At 61.7% G+C, this 22,292-nt stretch carries 22 protein-coding genes; 12 read left to right on the forward strand and 10 right to left on the reverse strand.

What is annotated here, in order from left to right; genetic code table 11:
* Positions 1-69: 69 nt before the first annotated feature.
* Genes B9Z43_RS12810 through B9Z43_RS12825 form a run of 4 tightly spaced genes read left to right on the forward strand, consistent with a single transcriptional unit; the run spans position 70 to position 5,193 of the window.
* Positions 70-1,242, forward strand: coding sequence for an acyl-CoA dehydrogenase family protein (locus B9Z43_RS12810; RefSeq protein WP_108326272.1), 1,173 nt, complete (start codon positions 70-72; stop codon positions 1,240-1,242).
* Positions 1,239-2,042, forward strand: coding sequence for an enoyl-CoA hydratase/isomerase family protein (locus B9Z43_RS12815; protein ID WP_108326275.1), 804 nt, complete (start codon positions 1,239-1,241; stop codon positions 2,040-2,042). The genes B9Z43_RS12810 and B9Z43_RS12815 overlap by 4 nt, the downstream gene beginning before the upstream one ends.
* Positions 2,039-4,027: a biotin carboxylase N-terminal domain-containing protein gene (locus B9Z43_RS12820; RefSeq protein WP_108326278.1), complete on the forward strand. Its 1,989-nt coding sequence runs from the start codon at positions 2,039-2,041 to the stop codon at positions 4,025-4,027. The genes B9Z43_RS12815 and B9Z43_RS12820 overlap by 4 nt, the downstream gene beginning before the upstream one ends.
* Positions 4,024-5,193: an acyl-CoA dehydrogenase family protein gene (locus B9Z43_RS12825; RefSeq protein ID WP_108326281.1), complete on the forward strand. Its 1,170-nt coding sequence runs from the start codon at positions 4,024-4,026 to the stop codon at positions 5,191-5,193. Before B9Z43_RS12820 ends, B9Z43_RS12825 begins: the two co-directional genes overlap by 4 nt.
* A gap of 72 nt (positions 5,194-5,265) precedes the next feature.
* Here B9Z43_RS12825 and B9Z43_RS12830 read toward each other — a convergent pair whose 3' ends face one another.
* The 6 genes from B9Z43_RS12830 to B9Z43_RS12855 are packed head-to-tail and all read right to left on the reverse strand — an operon-like array spanning position 5,266 to position 11,906.
* Positions 5,266-6,432 carry an ABC transporter substrate-binding protein gene (locus tag B9Z43_RS12830; protein ID WP_108326283.1) on the reverse strand — a complete coding sequence of 389 codons (1,167 nt, stop codon included), beginning with the start codon at positions 6,430-6,432 and terminating at the stop codon, positions 5,266-5,268.
* Between the two features lie 37 nt (positions 6,433-6,469).
* Positions 6,470-8,326 (reverse strand): long-chain fatty acid--CoA ligase, encoded by a 1,857-nt coding sequence (locus B9Z43_RS12835; RefSeq protein WP_108326286.1) that lies wholly within the window; start codon positions 8,324-8,326, stop codon positions 6,470-6,472.
* Positions 8,327-8,329: 3 nt separating this feature from the next.
* A complete protein-coding gene (locus B9Z43_RS12840) occupies positions 8,330-9,121 on the reverse strand; it encodes an ABC transporter ATP-binding protein (RefSeq protein ID WP_108326289.1) in 792 nt (263 codons plus the stop codon).
* Entirely contained in the window at positions 9,118-9,948 is an 831-nt protein-coding gene (locus B9Z43_RS12845; RefSeq protein WP_108326291.1) for an ABC transporter ATP-binding protein, read from the reverse strand. Before B9Z43_RS12845 ends, B9Z43_RS12840 begins: the two co-directional genes overlap by 4 nt.
* Positions 9,945-11,021, reverse strand: coding sequence for a branched-chain amino acid ABC transporter permease (locus B9Z43_RS12850; protein WP_108326294.1), 1,077 nt, complete (start codon positions 11,019-11,021; stop codon positions 9,945-9,947). The genes B9Z43_RS12845 and B9Z43_RS12850 overlap by 4 nt, the downstream gene beginning before the upstream one ends.
* Positions 11,022-11,030: 9 nt before the next feature.
* Complete coding sequence (locus B9Z43_RS12855) at positions 11,031-11,906, reverse strand: branched-chain amino acid ABC transporter permease (RefSeq protein ID WP_108326296.1); 876 nt, start codon at positions 11,904-11,906, stop codon at positions 11,031-11,033.
* Positions 11,907-12,074: 168 nt separating this feature from the next.
* Between B9Z43_RS12855 and B9Z43_RS12860 the strand changes: the two genes are divergently transcribed.
* The gene (locus tag B9Z43_RS12860) at positions 12,075-13,466 is read left to right on the forward strand and encodes an acyclic terpene utilization AtuA family protein (RefSeq protein WP_108326299.1); all 1,392 of its coding nucleotides are present in this window, start codon (positions 12,075-12,077) and stop codon (positions 13,464-13,466) included.
* Positions 13,463-13,846 carry a hypothetical protein gene (locus tag B9Z43_RS12865; protein ID WP_108326301.1) on the forward strand — a complete coding sequence of 128 codons (384 nt, stop codon included), beginning with the start codon at positions 13,463-13,465 and terminating at the stop codon, positions 13,844-13,846. Before B9Z43_RS12860 ends, B9Z43_RS12865 begins: the two co-directional genes overlap by 4 nt.
* A gap of 43 nt (positions 13,847-13,889) precedes the next feature.
* On the opposite strand, the gene B9Z43_RS12870 is transcribed toward B9Z43_RS12865, so the two are convergent.
* From B9Z43_RS12870 to B9Z43_RS12885, 4 genes are all read right to left on the reverse strand, one after another.
* A complete protein-coding gene (locus tag B9Z43_RS12870) occupies positions 13,890-14,537 on the reverse strand; it encodes a 3-oxoacid CoA-transferase subunit B (RefSeq protein WP_108326496.1) in 648 nt (215 codons plus the stop codon).
* Between the two features lie 5 nt (positions 14,538-14,542).
* The gene (locus B9Z43_RS12875; RefSeq protein WP_108326304.1) at positions 14,543-15,244 is read right to left on the reverse strand and encodes a 3-oxoacid CoA-transferase subunit A; all 702 of its coding nucleotides are present in this window, start codon (positions 15,242-15,244) and stop codon (positions 14,543-14,545) included.
* 92 nt (positions 15,245-15,336) lie between these two features.
* On the reverse strand, positions 15,337-15,711 hold the full coding sequence (locus B9Z43_RS12880; RefSeq protein WP_108326307.1) for a nuclear transport factor 2 family protein: 375 nt from the start codon (positions 15,709-15,711) through the stop codon (positions 15,337-15,339).
* Between the two features lie 140 nt (positions 15,712-15,851).
* Complete coding sequence (locus tag B9Z43_RS12885; RefSeq protein WP_108326309.1) at positions 15,852-16,832, reverse strand: tripartite tricarboxylate transporter substrate binding protein; 981 nt, start codon at positions 16,830-16,832, stop codon at positions 15,852-15,854.
* Positions 16,833-16,980: 148 nt separating this feature from the next.
* Here B9Z43_RS12885 and B9Z43_RS12890 point away from each other — a divergent pair, with 148 nt between their 5' ends.
* From B9Z43_RS12890 to B9Z43_RS12915, 6 genes are all read left to right on the forward strand, one after another.
* On the forward strand, positions 16,981-17,541 hold the full coding sequence (locus B9Z43_RS12890) for a VOC family protein (RefSeq protein ID WP_108326312.1): 561 nt from the start codon (positions 16,981-16,983) through the stop codon (positions 17,539-17,541).
* Positions 17,538-19,049 (forward strand): bifunctional 3-(3-hydroxy-phenyl)propionate/3-hydroxycinnamic acid hydroxylase, encoded by a 1,512-nt coding sequence (locus B9Z43_RS12895; protein WP_108326314.1) that lies wholly within the window; start codon positions 17,538-17,540, stop codon positions 19,047-19,049. Before B9Z43_RS12890 ends, B9Z43_RS12895 begins: the two co-directional genes overlap by 4 nt.
* Before the next feature lie 11 nt (positions 19,050-19,060).
* Positions 19,061-19,822 (forward strand): IclR family transcriptional regulator, encoded by a 762-nt coding sequence (locus tag B9Z43_RS12900; RefSeq protein ID WP_108326317.1) that lies wholly within the window; start codon positions 19,061-19,063, stop codon positions 19,820-19,822.
* 36 nt (positions 19,823-19,858) lie between these two features.
* Positions 19,859-20,710: a fumarylacetoacetate hydrolase family protein gene (locus B9Z43_RS12905; protein ID WP_108326320.1), complete on the forward strand. Its 852-nt coding sequence runs from the start codon at positions 19,859-19,861 to the stop codon at positions 20,708-20,710.
* The gene (locus tag B9Z43_RS12910; protein WP_108326322.1) at positions 20,707-21,156 is read left to right on the forward strand and encodes a PaaI family thioesterase; all 450 of its coding nucleotides are present in this window, start codon (positions 20,707-20,709) and stop codon (positions 21,154-21,156) included. The genes B9Z43_RS12905 and B9Z43_RS12910 overlap by 4 nt, the downstream gene beginning before the upstream one ends.
* 78 nt (positions 21,157-21,234) lie before the next feature.
* On the forward strand, positions 21,235-22,242 hold the full coding sequence (locus tag B9Z43_RS12915; RefSeq protein ID WP_108326325.1) for a tripartite tricarboxylate transporter substrate binding protein: 1,008 nt from the start codon (positions 21,235-21,237) through the stop codon (positions 22,240-22,242).
* Positions 22,243-22,292: the final 50 nt, after the last annotated feature.

The following is a 22,292-nucleotide window of genomic DNA, read 5'->3' on the forward strand; positions in this document are numbered from 1 at the left end:
CATGACAGGCCTCTGCATCATCCCCGGCAAGACAGTTCCATAAACACCCCACGCACCAGGAGACACCCCATGCAATACACCCACGAACACCGCGAGATCCAGAACACGCTCAAGCGTTTCATCGAAGCCGAGATCAACCCCCATGTGGACGAGTGGGAGGCGGCCGAGATTTTTCCGGCGCATGAGGTCTTCAAGAAGATGGGCAATTTGGGCCTGCTGGGCCTGACCAAACCCGAAGCCTTTGGCGGGGCGGGGCTGGACTATTCCTACAGCATGGCCATGGCCGAAGCCCTGGGCCACATCGACTGCGGCGGCATTCCCATGGCGATTGGCGTGCAAACCGACATGGCCACACCCGCGCTCGCCCGATTTGGCAGCGACGAATTGCGTGCGCAGTTTTTGGCCCCCGCGATTGCGGGTGACATGGTCGGCTGCATCGGCGTGAGCGAGCCCGGTGCAGGCAGCGATGTGGCGGGCATCAAGACCGTGGCGCGCAAGGACGGCGAAGACTACGTGATCAGTGGCCAAAAAATGTGGATCACCAACAGCCTGCAGGCCGACTGGATGTGCATGCTGGTCAACACCGGCGAAGGTCCCATCCACAAGAACAAGAGCCTGGTCATGGTGCCCATGCGGGAAAACGGCAAGCTGTTGCCCGGCATCGAGGTGGGCAAGAAGATCAAAAAGATCGGCATGAACAGCAGCGACACAGGCCTGATTTATTTTGACGAAGTGCGCGTGCCGCAGCGCTACCGCATCGGGGCCGAGGGCCAGGGCTTCATCTACCAGATGCAGCAGTTCCAGGAAGAGCGCCTGTGGTGCGCGGCCAGCACGCTGCAGTCGCTGACCAACTGCATCCAGTGGACGGTGGAGTGGGCGCAAGAACGCAAGCTGTTTGGCAGCACACTGGCCGACCAGCAGTGGGTGCAATTCAAGCTGGCCGAACTCAAGGCCGATGTGGAATGCCTGCGGGCTCTAACCTACCAGGCCTGCGAGCACTACATCGCCGGTGAAGACGTGACCGAGTGGGCGACCATGGCCAAGCTCAAAGCGGGCCGCTTGAACCGCACCGTGCCCGACACCTGCTTGCAGTTTTGGGGCGGCATGGGTTTCACTTGGGAGAACAAAGTCTCGCGCATGTACCGCGATGGCCGTCTGGCCTCCATTGGCGGCGGGGCCGACGAGGTGATGCTGGGCATCCTGTCCAAGATGATGGGCATTGCCAAGCGGCCACAAGCATGAGCACTTTGTTGATCGAGCGCCAGGGCGCGGTCGAGACCTGGACGATGAACGACCCGGCCACACGCAACGCCCTGAGCGACGCGGTGGTGGACGGCTTGCTGCAAGCCTGTGGGCGTGCGGCGCAAGACCCCTCGCTGCGCTTCGTGGTGCTGACCGGTGCGGGCGGTGCCTTTTGCGCGGGGGGCAGTTTGGGCGGCTTTGCCAGCCTGATCGGTCAACCTTTGCAGACTGGTGAAACCGACCCGCTGCTGGCCATGAACCGTGGCTTTGGCGACTTGCTGCACGCCCTGAGTGCCCTGCCCCAGCTGCTGGTGTGCCGGGTGGACGGTGCGGCCATGGGCGGCGGTTTTGGCCTGGTGTGCTGCGCCGACCATGTGGTGGCCACAGCCCGCTCGGTGCTGGGCACCCCCGAAGTCACCCTGGGCTTGCCACCAGCGCAGATTGCGCCGTTTGTGTGGCAACGCCTTGGCGAAAGCGCCGCACGCCAGTGCCTGCTGCAAGGCCTGAGCTACACCGCAGCGCAAGCGCTGCAAGTGGGCTTGGTCAACGAGGTGATCGAACAGGACAGCGATGCAGCGTGGCAAAAAACACTGACGCGCCTCATGCGCGCTGCCCCCGGCGCGGTGGCCAGCACCAAACAACTGCTGCGGCAGCTGCGTGGCCCAGTGCCTGATTTGCGCGATGCGGCGGCCCAAGCATTTGCCCAAGGCCTGCGCAGCGCCGAAGCCGCGCAAGGCCTGGCCGCGTTTGCACGCAAACAGCCTGCACCTTGGACACTTTCTGGCAAGGACTCCGCATGACCTCGACCTTGTCCACCACTTTGCCCAATAAGGTCACCCGCCTGCTGATCGCCAACCGGGGCGAGATCGCCCGCCGGGTGATCCGCACCGCCCGCCACATGGGCATTCAGACGGTGGCCGTTTATTCAGACGCCGACCGCGAAGCCTTGCATGTGCAAGAAGCCGACACCGCCGTCGCTTTGGGTGGCACGCTGTCCGCTGACTCGTATTTGCGCATCGACAAACTGCTGGCAGCCGCCAAGGCCACCGGGGCCGATGCGGTGCACCCGGGTTATGGTTTTTTGAGCGAAAACGCCGAGTTTGCGCAAGCGGTGATCGACGCGGGCCTGACTTGGGTCGGGCCACCACCCACGGCCATCCGGGCACTGGGCAGCAAATCGGCCGCGAAAGCATTGGCCATGACGCACGGCGTGCCCTGGCTGCCGGGCTACTTTGGCGCAGACCAAAGTGACGCCACCTTCACTGCACAAGCGCAGCAGCTGGGTTTGCCGCTCATGGTGAAAGCCGTGGCCGGGGGCGGCGGGCGCGGCATGCGCCTGGTGACCGACATGGCGCAACTGCTGCCCGCGCTGCAAAGCGCCCACTCTGAAGCGCTGGCCGGGTTCGGCAACGGCGACTTGTTGATGGAGCGCGCCTTGCTGCGCCCCCGCCACATCGAGGTGCAAATCATGGCCGACGCGCACGGCCACTGCATCCACCTGGGTGAGCGCGATTGCTCGGTGCAGCGGCGGCATCAAAAGATCATCGAAGAATCGCCCAGCCCGGCTGTGATGCCTGCGCTGCGCGAGCAACTGGGGCAAGCGGCCATCGCACTGGCGCAATCGGCGGGCTATGTGGGCGCGGGCACGGTGGAGTTTTTGCTGGACGAAGCCCAAGCGGACAAACCGTTTTATCTCATGGAGATGAACACCAGGCTGCAGGTGGAGCACCCGGTGACCGAGATGCTCACGGGGCTCGATTTGGTGGAATGGCAACTGCGCATCGCACGCGGCGAGCCGCTGCCGTTGGCGCAAGCCGATGTGCAGCTGCAAGGCCATGCCATCGAAGTGCGCCTGTGCGCTGAAGACGAACACTTCACGCCGCAGACCGGCACCGTGCAAGCCTTTGCAGCACCTGAGGGCTTGCGCTTTGACCATGCGCTGCACGCAGGCGCGGTGGTCACGCCGCACTACGATTCGATGCTGGGCAAATTGATTGCGCACGCGCCCACACGCAGCGAGGCCATCGACAAATTGTGCGCAGGCCTGAACCAGACCACGCTGCTGGGCTTGCCCACCAACCGGGCGTTTTTGGCCGCTTGTTTGCAACACCCCACGTTTGCTGCAGGCGAGGCTTTGATTCCGTTTTTGGCCGAACAAGCCGACACAGTGCGCGAATGTCTGCAAGCCACGGACGACGCTCGCACCGTGGCCGTGCTGGCTGTGCTCTATGCACAGCAATCACCCGCCGCCGCGATGCCCTGCCCCTTCAAGCGGCCTGTGCGCATGGGCCTGGGTGAAGAGGTCTTGTCGCTGCGCTTGCAGGAGCTGGGTCGGGAACAAGTGCGCATTGAAACTGGAGATGCCACGCACGAGGCACGCGTACAACGCAGCGACGATCTGCTGCACATCGCGCTGAACGGCAAGCACTGGCAAGCCCATGCAGTGGCCTGCACGGGTGCGGTCCAGCGCTGGCATGTGCAACTGCAAGGCCCCGAATGTTTTGAGCTGTGGCTCACCGACCAAAGCCACAGCGCCCCCAGCACAGGGGCGAGTGCCCAAGCGGCGCAGTCGCTGCGGGCACCCTTCAACGGCAAATTGATCGCGCTGCATGTGCAAGAAGGCCAATCAGTCAAACAAGGCGATGCCGTGCTGGTGATCGAGTCGATGAAGTTGGAGCACATTTTGTGCGCCCCACGCGATGCGGTGGTGCACAGCCTCTCGGCCAGCGTCGGCCAACAAGTGGGCCCCGGCCAAGTGCTGGTGCAATGGAAGGACGCCGCATGAACACCGCTGATTTCACAACTGAGTTCACAACGGAAGACCTGCAAAGCCTGCAAGCCACGGTGGAGCGCTTTGCCAAACAAGCCATCGCCCCACATGTACCCGCGTGGGAAGAAGCCGGTCAATTTGACCGCAGCCTCTACAAGCAAGCCGCCGCGCTGGGCCTGCTGGGCCTGGGCTACCCCGAACACCTGGGCGGCACGCCCGCACCTTGGCGCGCACGCAACATGCTGTCGCAAACCCTGGCGCGTCACGGCGGCAGCGGCGGCGTGATGGCCAGCTTGTTTTCACACAACATCGGCTTGCCGCCGGTCATGGCGCATGGCAGCGCCGAGTTGCAAGCCGAAGTGGTGCCACCCGTGCTGCGCGGCGAGCGCATCGCGGCGCTGGCCATCACCGAGCCCGGTGGCGGCTCGGACGTTGCCAGCCTTCGCACCACCGCCCGCGCCGATGGGGCCGACTATGTGATCGACGGCGAAAAAGTCTTCATCACCTCAGGCCTGCGCGCCGACTGGATCACGCTGGCCGTGCGCACCGACCCGACCAGCAAGGGGGCCAGCGGCATCTCGATGGTCGTGGTGCCTGCAGGCACGCCCGGCATCACACGCACACGATTGCACAAGATGGGCTGGCACAGCTCGGACACCGCGCAACTGCACTTTGACGGCGTGCGCGTGCCCCAGCGCTACCGCCTGGGCGAAGAAGGCGCGGGCTTCAAGATGATCATGGGCAATTTCAATGGCGAGCGCCTGGCCATGTCGGCCATGGCGCTGGGCTTTGCGCAGGCTTGTTTTGACGAAGCGCTGGACTGGGCACGCCAGCGCCAGACCTTTGGTGCGGCCCTGATCGAGCGGCAGGCGATCCGCCACAAGTTGATGGACATGCAAATGCGCATCTCGTCCACGCAAGCTTGGGTGGATTCCGTGACGCAGCAGGCCGATGCAGGCCAGACCGGTGCCGAGTGGGTGGCGCAGGTGTGCCTGCTGAAAAACCACGCCACCCAGACCATGCAGTTTTGCGCCGACGCCGCCGTGCAACTGCTGGGCGGCATGGGCTTCATGCGCGGCACCGTGAGCGAGCGGGTTTACCGCGAAGTCAAGGTGATGATGATCGGCGGCGGGGCCGAAGAGATCATGAAAGAGCTGGCGGCCAAGCAACTGGGCATTTGAAGCATCCAAGAAAAAACCGCCAGGCCCTTGCAGGCGCTGGCGGTTTTTTTCATGCAGCTTGCGCTGCATCGATCACTTGGCCTTGGGGTAGTCGGCCACAACTTTCCAGCGACCTTCCTGGATCTGCGACATGCGCGAGATGTTGTTGCCCAAACGCTTGGTGGGGCTGAACGTCATCTCGGGGCTGCCGAAGATGTCCGAAGGAATCTTCATGGTGTCCATGGCTTTGATGAAGGTTTCGGTGGTCAGGTTGGCACCGGCTTTTTCAACCGCACGCAAGTACGAATCCACGGCGCCGTAGCCATAGGCCGAGAAGACGGTGGGGTCTTCGTTGAACATGGTTTTGTACTTGTTGGCCCAGAAGCGGATGGGCTGCGAGGCCTCGTCCAGATAGGGGTGCTGTGAAGTCATGGTGGCATAGAAGCCATTCATGGCGGGGCCACCCAACTTGTGGATCAAGTCGGTGTATGCCGCGCTCGAACCGACGAAAGTGGGGTTGAATCCCAGACGACGTGCGGTGGCGATGCCGCCAATCGTCTCACGGATGATGGTGCCCATGACCACGAAGTCGCACTTGGCGGAGGCCAGCTTTTGCATCTGCGATGCAAAGTCGGTCGCGCCGCGCTTGTAGGTGGTGACTTCAGCGAACTGCAGGCCGGCTTCCTTCAAGCCGGCTTCCGCACCGCGGAAGACTTCCAGACCGAATTCATCGTCCTGGTACATCGCACAAATTTGCTTGGCGCCTTTTTCCTTGATCAGGGTTGGCACGGCCTGGCGCATCTGGTCGTAATACGTGGCGGCGAACGAGTACTTGAGCTTGTGGAAGGGCTCGTACATTTCACGCGCTGCGGTCACGGGGAAGAAGTTGACCACGTTCTTCTGGAACTGCACAGGCATGGCGGCCATGTTCTGCGCGGTGCCGATGTGGGCCACCATGGCAAAGATCTTGTCTTGGTTGACCAGTTTTTGTGCAGCCAGCACAGCGCGACGCGGGTCATAACCCGAGTCTTCCACCAAGAGCTTGACCTTGCGGCCATTGATGCCGCCTTGCTCGTTGACTTCGTCCACACGCAGCATCATGCCCAGACGCACTTGTTTGCCAAAGCCGGCCAAGGGGCCGGACAAGTCCTGGATGGAGCCGATGACGATTTCGTTTTTGCTCACGCCTTGCGTTTGGGCCGAGGCGCTGCCTGCGGCCAGTGCCATCGCCGCGGCGATCAGACTGAGTTGGATTTTCATGGGGCTTGTCTCCTGTTGTAAGTGAAAGGTGAATCGGTCAGCGGTACATCGCTTCAATTTGTGGCGCGTACTTTTGTTGAACCAGTTTGCGCTTGAGCTTCATGGTGGGGGTCAGCTCTTCGTCTTCGGCCGTGAGTTGCGTCTCCAGCAGCCAGAATTTCTTGATCTGTTCGACGCGTGCAAATTTCTTGTTGACGCGCTCGAGCTCGTTTTGGATCAGGTCTTGTACCTCGGCAGCGCGGGTCAGGCTGGCGTAGTTGGAGAAAGGCACATCGTTGTCCTGTGCGTATTTCTCCACGTTTTCCTGATCGATCATGATGATCACTGTGAGGTAAGCCCGTTTGTCGCCAATGACCACCGCGTCGGTGATGTAGGGCGAGAATTTCATTTCGTTTTCCAGCTCGCTCGGGGTGATGTTCTTGCCCCCTGCCGTGATGATGATGTCTTTCATCCGATCGGTGATGCGGAAAAACCCTTCCTCGTCGACCACACCCACGTCGCCGGTGTGCAGCCAGCCGTCCGCGTCAATGGTCTCAGCTGTTTTCTCGGGCAGGTTCAGGTAGCCCATGAAGACGTTGATGCCGCGCACCAGGATCTCACCGGTCACCGGGTCCAGACGCACTTCGTTGAAGTCGGCGGCAGGGCCAATGGAGCCGGGCTTGATGTGGTCGGCAGGCACGCCGGTGGCAGCGCCACAGGTTTCGGTCATGCCCCAGACTTCCAGCATGGGCAGGCCCAATGCCAGATACCAGCGCACCAGATCGGGCGAGATGGGTGCAGCCCCCGTGACCAGAAAGCGGGCGCGGTGGATGCCGATCATCTTGCGCACATTGTTCAGTGCCAGCCAGCGCGCCACATGAAAGCGCGCCTTCAGGTGCGCAGGCACAGGCTTGCGCGCCAACACCAACTCGGCCACCTGCTGGCCCACGCCAATGGCCCAGCCATAAACAGCTTGCTGAAAACCGCCCGCCTCTTTGAGCGCGATCATCACGCCGGAATAAAACTTCTCCCACACGCGCGGCACACCGGTGAACACGGTGGGCGCGATCTCGCGCACGTTCTCGGGCACGGTTTCGGGGTTCTCGACAAAATTGAGTTTGGCACCGGTGTAGAGCGAGAAATACTCGCCGCCCATGCGTTCGGCAATGTGGCACAAGGGCAAGAAACACATGCACTCGTCGGTCTCGTCACGCGCGATCAGCGTGTTGTAGCCGCGCACGCTGTGCACCAGGCCCCGGTGGTTGTGCATGGCGCCCTTGGGCTTGCCGGTGGTGCCCGAGGTGTAGACCAAAATGGCCAGGTCTTCGGCGCGGCAGGCCTGCGTGCGCTGCACCAGCATGTCGGGATGGGCTTTCAGGTGCTCACGGCCCAAGGCGCGCAAGTCATCCAGGCTGATGACCTGCGGGTCATGGAACTCGCGCAGACCGTCCATGTCGAACACGACGATCTTTTTGAGCAGCGGCAATTTGTCGCGCACGGCCAGCGCTTTGTCCAGTTGCTCGTCGTCTTCGACAAACAGCACGGATGTGCCCGAGTCTTCGCTCAGGTAATGCACCTGATCTGCGGCGTCGGTGGGGTAGATGCCGTTGGCCACGCCGCCAGCACTCAGCACCGCGAGGTCGCACAAGACCCATTCGATGTTGGTGTTGGACAAAATGGACGCGGTGTGGTGGGCCTCAAATCCCAAGGACATCAGGCCGTGGCCAATCTCGCGCACGGCCTGAGCGGTTTCGTTCCAGGTCCAGCTGCGCCAGATGCCCAGTTCTTTTTGGCGCATCCACACATTGGGGCCACGGGCGGCCACGGCGTTCCAGAAAATCGCGGGAATGGTTTCACCCGCCATGACAATATTTTTGTTGGGCGCAATGCCCGAGACGTCCCAGAGGTTGCTCATCTCTTATCTCCAGGTTTTCTTCTTTTTCCAGCGGCGGTCAGCGCGCACGCCTTCTTCCTTCATGCCCAGGTAGAACTCCTTGATGTCGTCCTTTTCGCGCAAGCGGGCACAGCTGTCTTCCATCACGATGCGGCCGTTTTCCAGCACATAGCCGTAGTCCGAGGCATTGAGCGCCATGTTGGCGTTTTGCTCGACCAGCAAGATGGTGGTGCCGCGCTCGCGGTTGATACGCACCACGATCTCGAAAATCTCTTTGGTCAGCTTCGGGCTCAGGCCCAAGCTGGGTTCATCCAGCAAGATCAGATCAGGGTTGGCCATGAGGGCCCGGCTGATCGCCAGCATTTGCTGCTGACCGCCCGAGAGCAAGCCCGCGTCTTGCGCGGCACGCTCGCGCAAGATGGGGAAGTAGTTGAACACCACTTCCATGTCGCGGGCCACACCATCGCGGTCGTTGCGGGTGAAAGCACCCATCAGCAGGTTGTCGCGGATCGACAGCAGCGGGAACACCTCGCGGCCTTCGGGCACATGCATCAGACCGCGTTGCACGATGTGCGCCGGGTCCATGGCGGTGATGTTCTGGCCTTTGAATTCGACCGAGCCTTTGCGCGGGTCGATGATGCCGCTGATGGTTTTGAGGATGGTGGTCTTGCCCGCACCATTGGAGCCGAGCACGGTGGCGATCTCGCCTTTTTTGACCTGCAAGCTCACGCCCCGGATGGCCTTGATCGGGCCATAGGCGCTTTCCACGTTGAGCAGTTTGAGGACGATGTTGTCTTCGTTCACGGCGGTGTTCATGCGGCCTCCGCTTTGTGGTTTTCGCGGCGCAGCGCAGACACATCGTCCACCGAACCCAGATAAGCCTCGATGACGCCGGGATCGCTTTGCACCTGGCTGGGCGTGCCGGTGGCCAGCTCCTGGCCCTGGCTCATGGCCAGCACGCGGTCAGACACTTTGGAAACCAGGCCCATGTCGTGTTCGACCATCAGCACCGAAATGCCCAACTCGTGTTGGATGTCGGAAATCCAGAAGGCCATGTCTTCGGTTTCTTCGACGTTCAGGCCCGAAGAAGGCTCGTCCAGCAAAAGCAGCTTGGGCTCGGTGCACAGGGCGCGGGCCAACTCGACCACTTTGCGCACGCCGTAGGGCAAGCCTGCGACCATGGAATCGCGGTGGTGTTGCAGATCCAGGAAGTCGATGACTTCTTCGACCTTTTCACGCGCTTCGATTTCGGCAGCACGGGTTTTGCTGCTGAAAAACATCTCGCTCCACAAACCGGTTTTGCGGTGCGTGTGGCGACCGATCAACAGGTTTTGCAGCACGGTGGCGTGCTCGAACAACTCGATGTTTTGAAACGTGCGCGCGATGCCCAGGCCAGCAATGTTGTGCGCTGGCTGGTCGGTCAGGCGCAGCGTGCCCTCGGGGCCTGCGTAGTCGATCGTGCCCGTGGTGGGCGTGTAGATGCGGCTGATCAGGTTGAACACCGTGGTTTTGCCCGCGCCGTTGGGGCCGATCAGGGTGAAGACTTCGCCGCGCTTGACGTCGAAGCTGACGTTGTTGACGGCGAGCACACCGCCAAAGCGGACGCTCAGGTTCTGAGCAGAAAGGAGGATGTCGTCGTTCATTTGAGGCGGTCCGACTTCTGGAAGGATTTCTGGCGTTTGAACATGCCACGGCGGTAGAACGGGAACAGCTGGAACCAGGTGCGCACCTTGAGCCAGCGACCGTACAAGCCCATGGGTTCAAACAACACAAAGGCGATCAGCACAATGCCGTAGACCGTGCCTTGCAGGCCGGTGGCACCGCCAATGGCGGCAGGCAAAAAGTCTTTGCCCATGGCAATCAGCTGCGGCATGACGATCAAAAAGATCGCACCCAAAAACGCACCATGCACCGAGCCCAAACCACCGATCACCACCATCAAGAGCAAGTCGATCGACTGGATGATGTTGAACTGGTCTGGCGAGAGGAACTGGATCTTGTGCGCATACAGAGCGCCGCCAATGCCCGCCAGCGCGGCCGACAAAGCGAACGACAAAGTCTTGTAGCGGGCCAGGTGAATGCCCATGCTTTGCGCCGAGATCTCCGAGTCGCGGATGGCCACAAAAGCCCGACCGGTAGACGAACGCAGCAAGTTGAGGATGGCCAGCGTAGCGCCTACGGTCACCACCAAGCAGAGGTAATAGAAAGACTCGGTGCTGTCCAGTGTCCAGCCCATCATGGCCGGTGGATTGACACTCAGGCCAGCGTTGCCGCCGGTCATGTGTTCCCAACGGGCAATGCCTTCTTCGACGATGAAGCCAAACGACAGCGTGGCCATGCCCAGGTAAATGCCTTTGACGCGCAGCGCAGGCAAGCCCACGATGACACCCGCGATGGCGGAGAACAAACCTGCGCAAATCAAGGCCAAGGGAAAGGGCACCCCGGCATTGACCATCACCGCTTCGGTGTAGGCGCCCACGCCCAAAAAGGCCGCATGCCCCATGGAGAACAAACCGGTGAAACCGGCCAGCAGCATCAGGCCCAAGCCCACCACCGCGTAGATCAACACAAAGGTCAATTGCGCCAGCCAATATTCAGCCACCACCCAGGGGGCGGCGATCAGGAACAGCGCCAGCAAGCTGTACCAAAAGACATGGCCGCCGTGCTTGGCCAGCGTGATGTCCTGGTTGTATTGGGTTTTGAAAATGAATCGCATGCTCGGGCCTCAGACTTTCTTGCGCAGTGTTTCGCCGAACAAGCCATTGGGCTTGAGCACCAGCATGAGCAAGACCACGATGTAAGGCGCAATGTCTTTCACACCTTCGGGCAAATAGAAACCGGACAACGACTCCACGACGCCGATCACCAGACCACCGACGATGGCGCCGGGCAGACTGCCGAAGCCACCCACCACGGCTGCAGGAAATGCTTTCAGGCCAATGAAGCCCATGTTGGCGTGCACAAAAGTGATGGGCGCCAGCAGCAAACCCGCCACCGCCGCCACACCTGCGGCCAGGCCCCACACCAAGCCATTGAGACTTTGCACCGGAATGCCCATGTAGTAGGCCGCCAGCTGGTTTTGCGAGGAGGCCTGCATGGCGATGCCCAGCTTGCTGTACTTGAACATGGCAAACAAGCCCAGGCACAGCACGGTGGTGAACGCAATCACCACCAACTGCTCAGCCGCCACCACGAGCCCGCCCATTTGCAAGACCTGCCCGGCATAAGGCACGGGCATGGTGTGGGTGTCGGTGCCCACATCGGGGATCATGGTGATCAGGCCGCGCAGCACATAGCCCACCCCGATGGTGAGCATGACAATCGAAAAAGCCGGTTGCCCCAAGATGGGCCGGATGACCAGGCGCTCGAGCAACACGCCAAAAATGCCCATGGCCACAATGGCCGCAGGCACCGAAAGCCAGAATGGGAAACCCATCCAGGTCATGGCAGCCAAACCCGCGAAGGCGCCGACCATCATCAGGTCGCCCTGGGCAAAGCTCACCGTTTCGGTGGCCTTGTAAATCAGCACGAAACCCAGGGCAATGAGTCCATAGATACAGCCCTGAGCCACACCGCTGATAAGCAGTTGCAGCACTTGCACGCTTGTCTCCTTTTTTGTACTTCTGTCGTCATGCATCTGCTGCGATGGAGCCCGAGGTTCGGGTAACAGCATTTGCGAACGGTCGTGCGATTATGTATGTCTTTCACGAGACTTTCGCTAGGGGTTGTCCCCCATCCAACGTCACGCGCATGGCAGCAAGATCGACGCATGACAACATCCATACGCATTGGTTCTGGCCTGGGCTTTTATGGCGACAACTGGGAGCCTGTGGTCGCCAGCATTGAGCGCGGCGATGTGCACTACATCGCCAGCGACCACCTGGCCGAACTCACGCTGGCCATCTTGCAAAAAGACCGACAACGCGACCCCTCATTGGGTTATGCCCGCGACGTGATCCCCATGCTCATGCGCCTGTGGCCTTTGATGCAATCGCGCGGCGTGAAGTTCGTCTGCAACGCGGGCGGCCTGAACCCCATGGGCGCGGCGCAGGCCGTGCGCACCGCACTGGCCGCCAAAGGCTGGCACCCACGCATTGCCGTGGTCTCAGGCGACGATGTGCTGCACCTCTTGCAAGATGCGCAAGCGCGCTTTGACCACATGATGCATGGCGCAGAAGTGAGCAGCGTGCGCGAGCGCTTGGTGTTTGGCAACGCCTACCTCGGTGCGCAACCCATCGTGGATGCGCTGGCGCAAGGCGCCGACATCGTGATCACCGGGCGCGTGGCCGATGCGGCTTTGTTCCTCGGCCCTTTGGTGCATGGCCTGGGCTGGAAGCTGGGCGATGCCCGCACGCCAGAAGACTTCAACCGCCTGGCTCAAGGCCTGACGGTGGGGCATTTGCTGGAATGCTCGGGCCAGGGCAGCGGCGGCAATTTTGGCGACCAAGGCCACTGGCAAAGCATCCCGGATCTGGGCCACATCGGCTACCCCATCGCCGAAGTGTTTGCCGATGGCACGGCCATCATCACCAAGGCCCCGGACACAGGTGGGCTGGTGAACTTTGACACCGTGCGCCAACAACTGCTGTACGAAGTGCATAACCCGCACGCGTATTTTTCACCCGATGTGGTGCTCGACATGGGCCAGATCCAGTTGCACGACGAAGGCCAGCACCGTGTGCGTTTGACCGGCGCACAAGGCACGCCCCCCACCGACCAGCTCAAGGTGGTGGCGGGCTTCAAGGATGGCTTCAAGGCTGAGATCACCTGGGGCTTCTCATGGCCCGACGCCTGGGACAAAGTGCAAGCGGCTGAGCGCATCATCCGCGAGCAATTGCGCGAGAGGAAAATTCCTTTCGACGAATTGTTTGTGGAATACCCCGGCCTGAACTCGGCCCACGGGGCCTTGGCCCCCTTGCCTGCCGCCGCCGAGCTCAATCAACGCAACGAGATCTGGGTGCGCATGGTGCTGCGCACGCCGAGCAAAGCCGCAGCCGATGGCTTTGGCCGGCTGTTCCCGTGGATGGCCTTGAGCGGCCCGGCTTACACCTGTGGATTTCAGGGCCTGAACAACACCAGCGAGCTGCTGGGCATCTGGCCGACCTTGATTGCGCGTGAGCACGTACACGCGCGCGTTGACATGCTGGAGGTGCAGCCATGAGCACAACACTGCGCATCCCCTTGGTGCAACTGGCCCACGCCCGCAGCGGCGACAAAGCCGACTGGGTGGACTTCGGCCTGTTCGCCTGGAACGAAGCGGGCTACCGCATCCTCGAACGCGAGGTGACGGCCGCCAAAGTGCAAGCACACTTTGCGCCCTGGTTGCCCGGCCATGTCGATGTCTGGCCGCTGCCCAACATCCTGGCCATCAAGCTGGTGCTGCATGGCGCCCTGCAAGGCGGCGGTGCGCGCAATCTGCGGCTGGACAACCTGGGCAAAGCCATGGGCGCAGCGCTTTTGCGCATGGAGATCGAGCTCAGCACCGAAGAATTCGAGCAGGCGCAAAAAAGCCCCCGAAGGGGCTGGTGGCCTGACGCTTAAAACGTGTCCATCTTCAGCGCACTGCCAACCACGCCAGACTGCCTCATTCAGAAATGGGCAGTCCTACCAATTGCTGCAACTGGGCCAAATCCAGGCCATCCACCTTGTCCACCAGCTTCAAGCCTTGTGGGGTGCATGCCAGTGTTGCCAAGTCGGTGTAAACGCGTTTGACGCAGCCAATCGCGGTCAGGGGGTAGGTACAGGTCTGCACCAACTTGCTCTCGCCTGCCTTCGTCAGCAGGTCCATCATCACCCAGGTTTGCTTGGCCCCAACCGCCAGGTCCATCGCGCCGCCGACAGCCGGAATGGCCCCGGCCTCGCCCGTGCTCCAGTTGGCCAAATCGCCTGTGGCCGAAACCTGAAAAGCACCCAGCACGCAAATGTCGAGATGCCCGCCGCGCATCATGGCAAAGCTGTCGGCATGGTGAAAAAATGCGCCACCCGGCAACAAGGTCACGGGCTGTTTACCGGCATTGATGAGGTCGTAATCATCCTCGCCATCGGCGGGTGCCGGGCCCATGCCCAGAATGCCGTTTTCGCTGTGCAAAATGACCTCACGCCCCGCCGGGATGTGGTTGGCCACCAGCGTGGGCATGCCGATGCCCAGGTTCACACAAGCGCCATCGTGGATGTCTTGCGCCACGCGCCTGGCCAGTTCATCCTTGCTGCGGCGTTGGTAAGAAGTGTTCATGTTCATCAGGCCGCTTTCTTGAATCCGCCACCCTGGGTGGCCACACGTTCGATCTGCAACACACGGCTCACATGGATGCCCGGCGTCACGATGGTTTCAGGGTCCAGCGCGCCCAGCGGCACCACCTCGTGCACCGTGGCCACCGTGTGCTTGGCCGCTGTGGCCATCACAGGTCCGAAATTGCGCGCCGCCTTGCGGTAAGTCAGGTTGCCCCAACGGTCACCACGCTCGGCCTTGATCAGTGCCAGATCACCGTAGATCGGATATTCGAGCACATACTGGCGCCCTTGGATTTCACGGGTTTCCTTGCCACGTGCCAGCTCGGTGCCAAAACCGGTGGGCGTGAAGAAAGCGCCAATGCCCGCGCCCGCAGCGCGCAGGCGCTCGGCCAAATTGCCCTGCGGCACGAGTTCCAGCTCGATCTGACCACTGCGGTACAAACTGTCGAAGACATGCGAATCGGTCTGCCTCGGAAAACTGCAGATGATCTTGCGCACGCAGCCGGCCTTGAGCAAAGCAGCCAGACCAGTGTCGCCATTGCCAGCGTTGTTGTTGACCACGGTGAGGCCCTTGGCGCCTTGCGCGATCAAGCCGTCTATCAATTCATTGGGAATACCTGCGGTGCCAAATCCACCAATGAGCACCGTCGAGCCATCGGCCACCGGCCCCAGTGCATCGGCCATGCTTAAAGCTATCTTGTCGATCATGTTTGCACTTCAAAAGCGTTGAGGGTCATGCATGCAAGTATGTACCAAGCTGGCATGTCCGCAGAAATGCATGGGGGATTTGCCGATAGCGATCAAGCGGGACAAGGCGTGCCCTGGTGTGCCAGCATTCGCAGGCCTTGCGGCCCCTCTGCGCCAGACTCGGGCATCCACACCGTCATGAACAAGCTGCGCACCGCCTTGGACTGACCGTCTTTGCTGACATCGGCCGACATGCGTCCGGTCACCACATGTCCCAAGCCTGCCGCATGCACTTGCAAGTCTTCAAAAGACAAGCTCAGGTACTTCAAGCTGCCACTGGCCAATTTGGCCAGATAGGTGGTCTTGCTATCGCGCGCCCCAGTGGAATGCACGTAGACCAAACCATCGGACAGCAGCCCATCCAGGGCCGCGATGTCACCGTTCAGCATGGCTTGGCGGCGTTGCTCTTCAGCGATCAATGCGCTCATTTGATTGATTCCATTTTGATGTTCGAGCGGGGCCCCTCAGCATGAAACCGCTCAACTTGCGCTGTCAGTCATGCCGCAGGCCCCCACAGCCCCTCACCGTCCCGATCGTCTGGATGTGACGCCGCCGGGTCTTCTTGCGCTCAGTCCAGCTTCACGCCGGCCTTGCGAATGGCTGGGCCCCACAGGGCATCGTCTTGTTTGAGAAAGGCTGCAAATTCGGCCGAAGTCTGCCCCTTCAAGTCACCGCCGTAAGAACGCCATTTAGCGATCAACTCGGGATTCTGCGCGGTGGCTTTTTGCATGGCCTCGCCCAGTTTGGCCACCACGGCGGCAGGTGTGCCAGCAGGCGCAAACAAACCGATCCAGGCGGTGGGGCTGTAGTCTGGCAATCCCGCCTCAGCAAAGGTGGGCACATCCGGGAAGTTGGGGTGACGCGTCTTGCCCGTCAGCGCCAAAATTTTGAGCTTGCCCGCCCGGACGTTGCCAATGGCAGCGGGCAAGGCGTCAAAAATCACGTTAACTTGCCCTGCGACCAAATCTGCATAAGGGCTCGAGGTGTTGTAGGGCACAAAATCGATCTTGACCCCGGCGTTCGAGGCGAACCACTCACCGGCCAGATGGGAGTAGCTGCCCACACCCGATGTGGCCGCCGTCAACGAGCCCGGCTGCTTTTTCAGACGCTCGATCAGCTCCTTCGCATTTTTCTCGGGCACGCTCGGATGGGCTGTCAGGGCCGTGTTCAACAGCCCGACAACGCTGATGGGCACAAAGTCGCGCTCCACTTTGTAAGGCACCTTGGCGCCATAGGTGTAGGGCAACACCGACATCGAGGTGGTCGAACCCATCACCAATGTGTAGCCGTCGGGTGTGGCTTTGGCACCGGCTTCCATGCCAATCATGGTGGATGCGCCCGGACGGTTTTCCACCACCACCGATTGCCCCAGGGCTTTGGACAACTCCAGCGCAATTTCGCGGGTGTTGGCGTCCGGGCCTGTGCCCACGGGGAAAGGGGCAATGATCTTGATCGGCTTGATCGGATAGTCCTGGGCCATGGCGGGCAAGGCACTGAACAAAGCCAAGGCCAAAGTGGCCAGGCCCATGCGGCGGGTGGTGCAATTCATGCGAGTGTCTCCTGTTTGTGGATGGTCAAGACCATAGGGTCTGGCAGCATTCTTTCAAATCAAATAAATTATCACCATGGGATAAACCATTAGTTTTTTATTCATCAATCAAAATAGAATCAATGCAAATTTCGCAAATGGAGTGAGCATGTCGAACCCTCTTGGTCAGAAAAATTCCCTGTCTTTCAGCCACATGGGCTTCTATGTGCGTGACCTCGAACGCATGGCCCGCTTTTACAAAGAGGTGATGTGCTTCTTTGAAACCGACCGCGGCGACTTAGGGCCCGTGCAACTGGTGTTCCTCAGCCGGGATCCTTGCGAACACCACCAGATCGTGCTGGCTACGGGCCGTCCTACAGACCTGTCGTTCAGCGTGATCAACCAGATTTCGCTGCGCGTACCCGACCTGGCCACACTGCGCACGGTGCGTGACCGGGTGACCGCCGACCCCGATGTGAGCGATCTGGTCTGCGCCACCCACGGCAATGCGGTGTCGATCTACTTTCGCGACCCAGAAGGTAATCGACTGGAGGTGTTTCTGGACATGCCCTGGTACTGCGAGCAACCTCTTCGCGAGCCGATCGATCTGGACCAAAGCGATGAAGCCGTCATGGCTGCCGCCGAAGCCTTGGCACGCAGCCGACCCAAATTCCGCAGCCGCACTCAGTGGATCACGGAAATGCAAGCGCTCATGGGGTACAAGGCATGAACCAGACGGTGTTTGACGTCGCCATCATCGGCTACGGGCCTGCAGGTGCCACACTGGCCAACTTGCTGGGGCAATACGGCCTGTCGGTGCTGGTGCTTGAGCGCGAGGCCGAGATCTACCCCCTGCCCCGCGCCATCCATTTCGACGGTGAAACCATGCGCGTGTTCGAGACCGCTGGTCTGCGCCCACAGGTCGAGACCATCTCGCGCCCGGGCCTCAAGGGCATGTACTTCAACAACGCCGCGGGTGAGACCTTGCTGATCCGCGCGGGCACCCAGGAACGCGGCCCGCATGGCTGCGCCACCAACCACTACTTTCACCAACCCGAGCTCGAAGCCGTGCTGCGAAGCGGCCTGCAGCGCTTTGCGCAAGTGCAGGTGCGCACAAGCCATGAGGTCACATCGCTTGAAGACGGCACCGAACTCGCCACCCTGCAGGTGAAAGACCTGCAAAGCGGCAACACCCAAGCCGTGCAGGCCCGCTATGTGGTCGGCTGCGACGGCGCACGGTCCATGGTGCGCAAAGTGCTGGGCACCCGCATGCGCGATCTGGGCCTGCACCAGCCCTGGCTGGTGTTCGATGTGCGGCTCAAAACCGACGTCCCCGGCCTGCCTGACCACACGGTGCAACACTGCGACCCGGCACGCCCCATGACGTATTGCAACGTGACCGGCAACCGCCGCCGCTGGGAAATCATGCTCATGCCCGGTGACAAACCCGAGGAAATGGTCCAGCCCGAAACCCTGTGGAAGCTGGTGCGCAAATGGGTCACGCCAAGCCAAGCCGACATCGAACGCGCCGTGATCTACACCTTCCACTCGGTGATCGCCGAGGGCTGGCGCCAAGGCCGCTTGATGCTGGCCGGTGACGCGGCGCACCAGACGCCGCCCTTCCTGGGACAGGGCATGTGTGCGGCCATCCGCGATGTGTCCAACCTGGCCTGGAAGCTCAACGCCGTGCTGCGCGGCCGTGCAGACGATGCGTTGCTGGACACCTACGAAAGCGAACGCTCCCCGCATGTGCAGGCCTTCATCGACCTGGCCGTCAAGCTGGGCGACATCATCCAGACCACCGACCCGCAGGCGGCTCTCGAACGCGATGCCAAGTTCAAAGCCGGTCAGCCCGAGATCTTCCAGTTCCCGGCGCCGCGCCTGGGCCCTGGCGTCTGGCAAGGTGAGCAGGCAGCTGTGGCACAGGTCTTCCCGCAACCCACGCTGGCCAATGGCTGCCTGCTGGACACGTTGTTGGGCTTGAACTTTGCTGTCTTGGGCGAGGACACCGTGTTGGCCGCCGTCAGCGATGACACCCGCGAACGTTGGCAGGCGCAAGGCGTGGTCACCGTGCCTGCGCGCGAGCCCGAGGTCAAAGCCTGGCTCGAACAGCAAGGCGTGCGTGCCGTGCTGCTGCGCCCTGACCGCTACGTCTTGGGTGTGGCCCAAAACAGTGCCGAACTTGATCGACTCAGTGCCTTGCTGCCCGTTGCGGCAGCCTTGGCCCACGGCTGTTGAACTGCCACACCATGACCGATAAAGCAGAAAAAACCGACACCAGCCTCGCCCGCATGCTCAGCGTGCTCGACCTGTTCTCCGACCAGCGCCTGCACTGGAGCGCCGAGGACATCAGCGAGACGCTGGGCGTTTCACTGCCCACCAGCTACCGCTACCTCAAGACCCTCAGCGATGCAGGCCTGCTGCGGCGCGGCAGCGATGCCCAATTTGCGCTCGGGCCTCGCATCGTCGTGCTGGACCACTTGATACGTCAGGCCGACCCGGTGCTGCAATGCGGCATCCCCTTCATGAAAGAGCTGGTGGCCCAGACCGGTTTTGACTGTGTCGTCTCCAGCATGCATGGCAACCAATTGCTCGACACCCACCGCGAACTGGGCTCCATGCCGGCCAGTCTGAGTTATGGCCGTGGACGCCCGCGCCCCTTGTTTCAAGGGGCTGCGCCCAAAGTCATCCTGGCGGGCTGGACGCCCCCCGCCTTGCACAAATTGTTCGACAGCCACACCGAAGACATTGCCGCCGCAGGCTTGCCGAGCGATTGGTCGGCGTTTCGCCGCTACTTCAGTCAAATCCGCAAAAACGGCCACTACTTCTCCGAGGGCGAACTCGAATCCAATCTGGCCGCTGTGGCCGTGCCGTTGCACCAAGCCGATGGCAGCGTGATCGCCGCCCTCTCGCTCGTGACCAGCGTGCAACGCATGGCCGTGATCGACCGCAGCAAACTCACCCCCCTCATCCAGCGGGCCGCGCAAGAAATTTCCGCGCGGCTGAGCTGAGCTTTTTCCTTTTTTGACTCACCTGAAAGCCAGACCATGAAACTCATCAGCTTCCTGAACCAGGGCGTGCCCTCCTACGGCGTCGTGAACGGCGACGACGTGCTCGACCTGACCCCAATCCTGGGCGCACAAGCGCCCGACCTGAAAACCCTGATCGCCAAAAACCTGTTTGGCGCAGCAGCCGAGGCAGCCAAGGCTAACCCGCCCACGCACAAGTTCTCGCAACTGCAACTCTTGCCCGTGATCCCCAACCCGGGCCAGATTTTTTGCATCGGCTTGAACTACGGCGAGCACGTGCGCGAAACCGGCCGCGAAGTGACCGAAACGCCGGTGATCTTTTTGCGCCTGGCCGACTCGCAGGTCGCGCACGGCCAGGACATCGTGCGCCCGCCCGAGTCGCACCGCCTGGACTATGAAGCCGAGATTGCCGTGATCATTGGCAAGGGCGGCCGCCGTATCCAAGAAGAAAACGCCTGGGACCACATTGCGGGCTACAGTTGCTACAACGATGGCTCGGTGCGCGACTGGCAAATCGCCACCTCGCAGTGGACACCCGGCAAGAACTTCTACAAAACCGGAGGCTTTGGCCCCTGGATGGTCACCAGCGACGAGATCGCGCCTGCACAAGTGATGCGCCTGCAAACTGTGCTCAACGGCCAGGTGTTGCAAGACACCACCACCGACAAGATGATCCACAGCATCCCGCGCCAGATCGCCTACATCTCGACCTTCATCCCGCTGTCGCCCGGCGACGTGATCGTGACCGGAACTCCCGGTGGCGTGGGCAACAAGCGCACGCCGCAGATCTTCATGAAACCCGGTGATGTGTGCGAGATCGTGGTGGACGCGATCGGCACGCTGCGCAACGGCATCCGCGACGACGCATGAGCCAAGAGGCGTTTTCAACGGCCGATGCCCAAGGCTATTTCAGCCGCATGTTGCGCGGCGAAACGCCCCCTGCGCCAGTGCTCACGCTGCTGGGCAGCCGGATCATTGCGGTGGACGCGGCCGCTGGCAGCCTGAGTGCCAACTACGAAGCGCAGGCGGGTTTCCGCAACCCAGCGGGCACCGTGCAAGGCGGCATGCTGAGCGCCATGCTCGATGACCTCACGGCCAGCTTGGTGGATGCCACCCTGGCTGCAGGGCAAGGCGTGGCCACACTCAACCTGAACGTGTCCTTCCTGCGCCCGGCGCAGGTGGGCACGCTGCAGGGCGAAGCGCGCATGCTGCGCCGTGGCCGCGATGTCTGCCATGCGATGGGCACATTGCTGCAGGACGGCAAGGAAGTGGCCACCGCGGTGGCGGTGTGCAAGATTGTCTCGGTGCCCTCGTAAGACCACGATCCTCATCAGCATGACCCGTCACATGTTCTCGTCCCATCAGACCCACATCCCTTTTCAGGAGAACGCCCGATGAACAGTTCCACGATTCATTCCCCTCTCAGCCGCCTTGGCCACACGCTGGGCCGCTCATGGGTTCTGGCCCTGGGCCTGATGGCCAGCTTGGGCGCAGCACACGCGCAGGACGCTTGGCCCACGCGGCCCATCAAGCTGTTGGTGGGCTTTGCGCCAGGCGGCAGCAGCGACATGGTGGCGCGCTTGATCGCCACGCCACTGGGCGAACGGCTGGGCCAGCCCGTGGTGGTAGAGAACCGGGCAGGTGCAGGCGGCAACATCGCCGCCGATGCGGTGGCCAAAGCCACGCCCGACGGCTACACGCTGGTGCTGCTGCCCAGCGGGCATTCGAGCAATGCCGCGATGAAAAAGAACCTGCCCTTCGATCCGGTCAATGACTTCGCCTGGGTCTCCACCGTCACCACCTACCCGCTGACCTTGTCGGTCAAACCGAACTCGCCGATCACCTCGTTCCGTGATTTCATCCAGCGCGTGAAAAGCGAGCCCAACCGCTACACCTACACCTCGGTGGGCGTGGGCACGGCCATGCATTTGTTTGGCGAATGGCTGATGGCCGAAAGCGGCGGTGTGGCCACGCATGTGCCTTTCAAGGGCGGCACGGCGCCGATGATGGAGCTGCTGGCCGGTCGGGTGGACGTGATGATCGACACCATGACCACCACAGCGCCGCTGTTCAAGGACAGCCGGGTACGCGTGCTCGCGACCACCGCACCAGCAGGACAGAACGCCCTGCCGGGCGTGCCTTCTGTGGCGGACAGTTTTCCAGGGGTGGTGTTCGACTCATGGCTGGGTGTTGCGGGCACCAAAGGCACACCGCCAGCCGTGCTCGATCGGCTCAACCGCGAACTGCGCGCAGTGCTGGAGCTGCCTGCGGTGAAGCAACGCCTGACCGACTGGGGCGGTCACCCGCAGGCGAGCACGCCTGCAGAATTCCGAAACCGCGTGGACAGCGAGATCCGTCAGCTCAGCCGCATCGTGACCGAACGCAAGATCGAGGCCCAGTGATCAGCGATCGGGCCCTGCTGATGCGCACTTGACCCAGCGGCAGCGCACTG

The sequence above is a fragment of the Limnohabitans sp. MMS-10A-192 genome, from assembly GCF_003063335.1.
GTDB lineage: Bacteria > Pseudomonadota > Gammaproteobacteria > Burkholderiales > Burkholderiaceae_C > Limnohabitans_A.